The organism is Actinomadura sp. NPDC048032 (assembly GCF_040653175.1).
Taxonomy (GTDB): domain Bacteria; phylum Actinomycetota; class Actinomycetes; order Streptosporangiales; family Streptosporangiaceae; genus Spirillospora; species Spirillospora verrucosospora.
This window is the reverse complement of sequence record NZ_JBEZJP010000444.1, coordinates 1-6,753: the sequence shown is the minus strand read 5'-3', so window position 1 is coordinate 6,753 and position 6,753 is coordinate 1. Positions and strand designations below refer to the sequence as shown.

Annotated in this window: 6 protein-coding genes; 2 read left to right on the top strand and 4 right to left on the bottom strand. The window is 71.8% G+C overall.

Going from position 1 to position 6,753, the window contains the following annotated elements; genetic code table 11:
- The first annotated feature begins 198 nt into the window (after nucleotides 1–198).
- Nucleotides 199–975, top strand: coding sequence for a Bax inhibitor-1/YccA family protein (locus tag AB0C69_RS35820; RefSeq protein ID WP_353834688.1), 777 nt, complete (start codon nucleotides 199–201; stop codon nucleotides 973–975).
- A 175-nt stretch (nucleotides 976–1,150) separates the two neighbouring features.
- Here AB0C69_RS35820 and AB0C69_RS35815 read toward each other — a convergent pair whose 3' ends face one another.
- The 4 genes from AB0C69_RS35815 to AB0C69_RS35800 form a co-directional block, all read right to left on the bottom strand.
- Nucleotides 1,151–1,522 carry an HIT domain-containing protein gene (locus AB0C69_RS35815; protein ID WP_360359802.1) on the bottom strand — a complete coding sequence of 124 codons (372 nt, stop codon included), beginning with the start codon at nucleotides 1,520–1,522 and terminating at the stop codon, nucleotides 1,151–1,153.
- Between the two features lie 518 nt (nucleotides 1,523–2,040).
- Nucleotides 2,041–2,268: a DUF4287 domain-containing protein gene (locus AB0C69_RS35810; protein WP_179843986.1), complete on the bottom strand. Its 228-nt coding sequence runs from the start codon at nucleotides 2,266–2,268 to the stop codon at nucleotides 2,041–2,043.
- A gap of 227 nt (nucleotides 2,269–2,495) precedes the next feature.
- Nucleotides 2,496–3,716, bottom strand: coding sequence for an acetyl-CoA C-acetyltransferase (locus AB0C69_RS35805; RefSeq protein ID WP_360359797.1), 1,221 nt, complete (start codon nucleotides 3,714–3,716; stop codon nucleotides 2,496–2,498).
- Nucleotides 3,717–3,850: 134 nt separating this feature from the next.
- A complete protein-coding gene (locus tag AB0C69_RS35800; RefSeq protein WP_360359794.1) occupies nucleotides 3,851–5,035 on the bottom strand; it encodes an SGNH/GDSL hydrolase family protein in 1,185 nt (394 codons plus the stop codon).
- Nucleotides 5,036–5,221: 186 nt separating this feature from the next.
- On the opposite strand from AB0C69_RS35800, the gene AB0C69_RS35795 reads away from it, so the two are divergent.
- Nucleotides 5,222–6,610 carry a cystathionine beta-synthase gene (locus tag AB0C69_RS35795; RefSeq protein ID WP_345176905.1) on the top strand — a complete coding sequence of 463 codons (1,389 nt, stop codon included), beginning with the start codon at nucleotides 5,222–5,224 and terminating at the stop codon, nucleotides 6,608–6,610.
- The last annotated feature ends 143 nt before the right edge of the window (nucleotides 6,611–6,753 follow it).

The following is a 6,753-nucleotide window of genomic DNA, read 5'->3' as shown; positions in this document are numbered from 1 at the left end:
GTCGTCTGGCCCGTGCTCGGCTTCGCCTTCGCCCGGGTTCTCGGCTTCGCCTTCGCTGGCGGGTGCGCGGGTGCGCGGGTGCGCGGGTGCGCGCGGGGGTGCTGCGGCTCGGGGGGCTTTTCGGGGGGGGTTGGGGCTGATCAACTGGGGGGTTCGCGGCTTAGACTGGTGGGTCACCTCGGCGGAAGTGGAGACCTGATGGAGAGCAGAAACCCGGCGTTCCGGGGGAGCGCCTTCGACCAGCGGGGCGGAGGGTACGGCGGGGCCGCCTATGCCGCGCCCGGGTACGCGCCGGCCGCCACCAGGACGATGACCATGGACGACGTCGTCGTCCGCGGATTCCTGACGCTCGTGACCCTCGTGGCCACGGCGGCGCTGGCCTGGGCGCTGGTGCCGACCGCGCGCGCCGCGCCCGTGCTGGTCGTGGCGCTCATCGCCGAGATCGGCATCTGGGCGTTCATCGCGTTCGGCCGCAAGGCGAACGCGGCGACGGTGCTGGCGTTCGCCGCCGTCTACGGCGTCGTCGTCGGGATCGTCAGCCACTCCTACAACGACATCTACCACGGAGTGGTCTTCCAGGCGGTGGTCGGGACGGCGCTGGCGTTCGGCGCCACCCTCGCCGTCTACGCGCTGCGCATCGTCCGGGTCACGCCCAAGTTCGCCCGGTTCGTCATGGCCGCCGGGCTCGCGCTGATCGGGCTGATGCTCGTCAACTGGGTCGTGTACCTGTTCGGCGGCGACCACGGCATCGGGATCCGCGACCCCGGCAACCCCCTCGCCTACGTCTTCAGCGTCGTCGCGATCCTCGTCGGCTGCTTCTTCCTGCTGCTCGACTTCGACGCGGTCGAGACCGGGGTGCGGACGGGCGCGCCCGAGAAGTTCGCCTGGTACTGCGCGTTCGGGCTGGTGCTGAGCCTGGTGTGGATCTACCTGGAGATCCTGCGGCTGCTCAGCTACTTCTCCGGGCGCGACTAGGGGTGAGCGTCGGCGTGTTGTGAGCCGGACGCAGTGAGGTCTCCGGTCGGCGCGCTTCGAGAAGAAGGGCCCGGGGTGCCGGGCCCTTCGCCGGAGTTGATATGTCAGGCAGCCGTCCGAGACGCTGTGTGTGCTGGCTCTTTGTCGTAGCGGGTGGTGGCGACCTGCCCGGAGGTCAGCCGCTGACCACCTGGTCGGTCCACGGGAGGTGCAGGTCGTCGCCTGCCCGCCGGGGGACGATGTGGATGTGCAGGTGGAAAATCGTCTGGGTGGCCTCGCCGCCCGCCGAGGTGATCACGTTGCACGGGAACGCCTCGCGGGCGAGCTCGGCCGCCCTGGCCATCGTCGTCGCCGAGACCATCGAGTCCTCGGTGACGTCGTCGACGTGCACGCGGGGCACCACCAGGACGTGGCCCTCCACGACCGGACCGAGCGGCACGAATGCCACCGCGTCCGGCCACTCCCGCACGATCTCGGCAGGAGCCGTACCTTCGATGATCTTGCAGAAAATGCACGAGCGGCGCTCGGTGCTGATCGGCTTGGTCATGGTCATCTCCCCGTTTGCGCGGCGCCCCTGCTGGTTTGCAGGACGCGGCTTCGGGGGACGACCGTGCCCGGCCGGGGCCGTCTGGCAAGTGTGACGTGCGCCGCCCGGGCCGGGCTGCGCATGCGGTCCGGGGGTCGCTCCCGTCCCGGCCGTCCGCGCGCGCCGCAGTGAGCGTTTCGGGGTGGGGTAGCCGGCGTGTTGTGAGCCGGACGCAGTGAGGTCACCGGTAGACGGGCCGGGGCACCCTGGTGGGACGTGCCCGAATGCTGCGGCTCCTTGCAGGCGGTCTACGGGCCGTTCAACACCGGCAACGTAACGGCGCCTGGGCGTGGGTCCTGGCCGGGGCGGCCCACGCGTTGATCAGCCCCGCGCCGGGCGGCGTGGGGCTGATCTGTGCGGGATCTCTGCGCCAAGGTCGTGGCGCGCAGCGGCACGACGGCGGGGACACCCTCTGGCGGGATCCCGCAACGTTCGGTATGACGTTCGATCGGCGCGCCCTCCCCAGGGGAGGCGCGTGCTCAGTAGTGGCGGGCGCGGCGCGTGCGCTCGTGCTCGCGGACCAGGGCCGCGGCGTAGCCGTGGGAGAGGTTGTGCTCCTCGGCCAGCCAGGTGCTGCGTTCCTCGCAGCGCGTGAACGAGGGCCCGTTCTCGATCGTGGTGAACCACTCGGGGATGTCACGTCCGGTGACTTGCGGAATGCGGGCTATCAGCTTGCTGTGCGTCTCCGGCGAGTGGTTCAGTGACAATTGGCACCTCCAGGTCGCGGGGCTCTTCCTGCCGACTCTGCAACACCTCTCCGCATGTGACAACCCCCTAACGGGGACCTATCCATGACGTTATGTAGATCATCCGTAACGGGGATGATCCCCGGAAACGCGCAGGTGGCCCGCAGGGAGCCGCGTGAGGGCGGTTCCGTGCGGGCCACCGTGCAGGGGTCAGGTTTCCGTTTCCCGGGGTAAGGCTGGTCTTACCTTTAGGAGAGGCGCTCCAGGACCATGGCCATGCCCTGGCCGCCGCCCACGCACATCGTCTCCAGACCGAACTGCTTGTCGTGGAACCTGAGGCCGTTGAGGAGCGTGGAGGTGATCCGGGCGCCGGTCATGCCGAAGGGGTGACCGACCGCGATCGCGCCGCCGTTGACGTTCAGCTTGTCGTGGTCGATGCCGAGCTCCTCGGCGGACGGCAGCACCTGCGCCGCGAACGCCTCGTTGATCTCGACGAGGTCGATGTCGCCGATCGTCATCCCGGCCTTGGCCAGGGCCCTGCGGGACGCCTCCACCGGGCCGAGCCCCATGATCTCGGGGGACAGGCCGGTGACGCCGGTCGACACGATGCGGGCCAGCGGGGTGATGCCGAGCTCGGCGGCCTTGGTGTCGCTCATGACCACGACCGCGGCGGCGCCGTCGTTCAGCGGGCAGCAGTTGCCGGCGGTGACCGTCCCGTCCGGGCGGAAGACCGGCTTGAGCTGCGACACCTTCTCGTAGGTGGTGCCGGGGCGGGGGCCGTCGTCCTTGGCCACGACGGAGCCGTCCGGCAGCGTCACGGGGGTGATGTCCTTCTCCCAGAACCCGTTGGCGAGGGCCTTCTCGGCGAGGTTCTGCGAGCGGACGCCGAACTCGTCCTGCGCCTGGCGGGACACGCCGCGCAGGGCCGCCACGTTCTCGGCGGTCTGACCCATCGCGATGTAGATGTCGGGCAGCGCGCCGTCCTCGCGCGGGTCGTGCCACACGGCGGCGCCGCCCTCGCCGGCCTTGGCGGTGCGCTCCTGGGCGTCGGCGAACAGCGGGTTCTGCGTGTCGGGCAGGCCGTCGCTGCTGCCCTTGGCGAACCGGCTGACGGTCTCGACGCCCGCCGAGACGATGACGTCGGCCTCCCCGGCGCGGATCGCGTGCAGCGCCATCCGCGTCGTCTGGAGCGAGGACGAGCAGTACCGGGTGATGGTGGCGCCGGGCACGTTGTCCCAGCCCAGCAGGACCGACACCACGCGGCCCATGTTGTAGCCCTGCTCGCCGCCGGGCAGGCCGCAGCCGAGCAGCAGGTCGTCGATCTGGCTCGGGTCCAGCTGCGGGACCTTCGCCATCGCGGCGGTGACCATCTGGGCGGTGAGGTCGTCGGGCCGGATGTCCTTGAGCGACCCCTTGAAGGCGCGCCCGATCGGCGAGCGCGCGGTTGCGACGATGACTGCCTCGGGCATGTGCGGGTCTCCTTCTCAGCGCCAACGGTGTTACTCACCGGTCACCAGCAATCTAGCCGCTGGCCCCCCGCCCCGTACACGCCGCCCCCCGCGCCTGGTGGACGGAACGTCCAATAAGTGCGGGCTTACCTCGTTCACCTGGGCGAGGTCCCGGCGGCGGGGTGACCGCCGCCCCATGTGTCCGGGACGCCGGGCACCGGAGAGTGGGACCGCCGCCACCGGCCGGGCCATCGCCAGCGCGGGCGAAGCCTCGGCCGGCACCCCGGACCGCCGGGGCCCGCCACCGGTGACCGGGCGGGCTCCGGCTCCGTGAGCGCCGGGCCGTCCTCCCGGGGAAGGTGTCCGGCCGCGTGGCGCCGGGGCAGGTGCCGCAGCGGGTACCGCAGGGTGGCCCAGCGGCCCCGGGGGCCGCGGTCGAGCCCGGCGACGGACGCGCCGCTGACCTCCGTGCCGGCCCGCTCGGCGGCCTCGGCGGCGGCGAGGTAGACGGGCAGGACGTCCGCGGCCAGGTGGTCGGACAGATCGTGCCCCAGGCCCAGCGCGGCCGCCATCGACGGCAGCACGGCGGCCGACGCGGCGGCGTAGCCGCGGGCGGACGGGTGGTAGCGGTCCTCGCTGAACATCGCGAGCGGGTCGGCGGCGAACTCGTGGCCGAGCAGGTCGCCGAGCGACACCGAGCGGCCGCCGCGCTCGACGACGGCGATCGTCTGGGCGGCGGCGAGCTGCCGGCTCGCGCGGCGCGCGAACCAGCGCAGCGGCGGCATCAGCGACTTCACGGAGCCGAGGTCGGGGCAGGTGCCGACGACGACCTCGCCGCCGGCGCCGCGCAGCCGCTCCACCGCGCGGGCCAGGTGCCGGACGGACTCGGCGGCCGGGACCCGCCCCGTCACGTCGTTCGCGCCGATCATGATGACGGCGACGTCGGGACGGGTCTGCAGGGCCTGGTCGACCTGGCCGCCGAGCGCCTGCGAGCGGGAACCGGAGCGGGCCACGTTCGTCAGCCGGACGGGACGTCCCGCGATCGCGGACAGCCCGGCCGCCAGCAGCGCGGCGGGAGTCTCCTCCGGGGTGCGCACGCCGAGCCCGGCGGCGGTCGAGTCGCCCAGCATGACCAGCGAGAGCGGGTCGCCGCCGCGCGTCCCGCCGTACAGGCCGTCGGCGATCGGCGGGTCGCCGTTCGGCCGTGCGAGGATGGTCCTGCGGGCGAGCCTGGCCTGCATCAGCAGCAGACCGAACGTGATGCCGCCGAGCGCGGTGATGCCTCCGCCGCCATAGGCCGCGGCGGCCGCGATGCGGCGGGCGGTGAATGCTCTCCACATGCTGCGCTGACCCTCCGTGAATTTGTACCTACCCGCACGAAAGGGTCGCGATACCTGCGGTGGCGGATCTCGGCTACCGTCGGGAACGGGAAGCCTTCCGGTCACCGCGCCGGTTTCGGCGCGCGACCGGCGGCCGACCAGGGACGCAACCATAAGATCAACACACTGAACGACAAGGATGTCGCGGTGCACGTACACGACTCGCTCATCGAGCTGATGGGCAACACCCCGCTCGTCCGGCTGCGCAAGGTGACCGCCGGCGTGGGCGGCGGCCGGGCGCCGCAGGTGCTCGCCAAGGTGGAGTACTTCAACCCCGGCGGGTCGGTGAAGGACCGCATCGCGGTCCGCATGATCGACGCCGCCGAGAAGTCGGGCGAGCTGCGCCCCGGAGGGACGATCGTCGAGCCGACCTCCGGCAACACCGGGGTCGGCCTCGCCATCGTCGCGCAGGAGCGCGGCTACCGGTGCGTCTTCGTCTGCCCCGACAAGGTCGGCAAGGACAAGATCGACGTGCTGCGCGCGTACGGCGCCGAGGTGGTCGTCTGCCCGACGGCGGTGAACCCCGAGCACCCCGACTCCTACTACTCGGTCTCGGACCGTCTCGTCACCGAGATCCCCGACGCGTGGAAGCCGAACCAGTACACCAACCCGCAGAACCCCCAGTCGCACTACGAGACGACCGGGCCGGAGCTGTGGGAGCAGACCGAGGGCCGCATCACGCACTTCGTCGCGGGCATCGGCACCGGCGGGACGATCAGCGGCGTCGGCCGGTACCTCAAGGAGGTCTCCGGCGGACGGGTCCGGATCGTCGGCGCGGACCCGGAGGGCTCGGTCTACTCCGGCGGCAGCGGCCGCCCCTACCTCACCGAGGGCGTCGGCGAGGACATCTGGCCCGAGACCTACGACCGCGACATCTGCGACGAGGTCATCGCGGTGTCCGACAAGGACTCCTTCACCATGACCCGCCGCCTCGCCCGCGAGGAGGCGCTGCTCGTCGGCGGGTCCTGCGGGATGGCGGTCGTCGCCGCGCTGCGCGTGGCCGAGCGCGCCGATCCGGACGCGGTGATCGTGGTGCTGCTGCCCGACGGCGGCCGCGGCTACCTCGGCAAGATCTTCAACGACAGCTGGATGGCGGACTACGGCTTCCTCACCCCCTCCACCGAGGAGGCGCGGGTCGGCGAGGTGCTCACCCGCAAGGGCGGCACGCTGCCGGAGTTCGTGCACGTCCACCCGCACGAGACCGTGCAGACCGCGATCGCCATCATGCGCGAGTACGAGGTGTCGCAGCTGCCGGTGATGAAGGAGGAGCCGCCGGTCATGGCGGCCGAGGTGGTCGGCTCGGTCGGGGAGACCGACCTGCTCGACATCATGGTCAAGGGCCAGGCCAAGATGACCGAGCCGGTCGAGTCGCACATGTCGGCGCCGCTGCCGACGCTCGGCTCCGGCGAGCCGGTCAGCAAGGCCGTCGGCGTCCTGGAGAAGTCCGGCGCCGCCGTCGTCCTCGTGGACGGCAAGCCCAAGGGCCTCATCACCCGGCAGGACCTTCTGGCCTTCCTGTCCGACTCCACCGGCTGACCCCGGCGGAGCGGAGAACGGCCGAGCGCCTTGACCACCGCCGGCTCCCAGCCGGAGTGAGGGGGACGCCCCTGAAGAAACTCGGGTACGACGTCAAGCAGATGCCCTTCAAGCGCACCGAGGGCGTGGACTGGATGGAGCAC

Coding starts and splice junctions, on each gene's coding strand:
- AB0C69_RS35800 (WP_360359794.1), bottom strand. CDS start 5,035: ATGTGGAGAGCATTCACCGCCCGCCGCATCGCGGCCGCCGCGGCCTAT.
- AB0C69_RS35815 (WP_360359802.1), bottom strand. CDS start 1,522: ATGACCAAGCCGATCAGCACCGAGCGCCGCTCGTGCATTTTCTGCAAG.
- AB0C69_RS35820 (WP_353834688.1), top strand. CDS start 199: ATGGAGAGCAGAAACCCGGCGTTCCGGGGGAGCGCCTTCGACCAGCGG.
- AB0C69_RS35805 (WP_360359797.1), bottom strand. CDS start 3,716: ATGCCCGAGGCAGTCATCGTCGCAACCGCGCGCTCGCCGATCGGGCGC.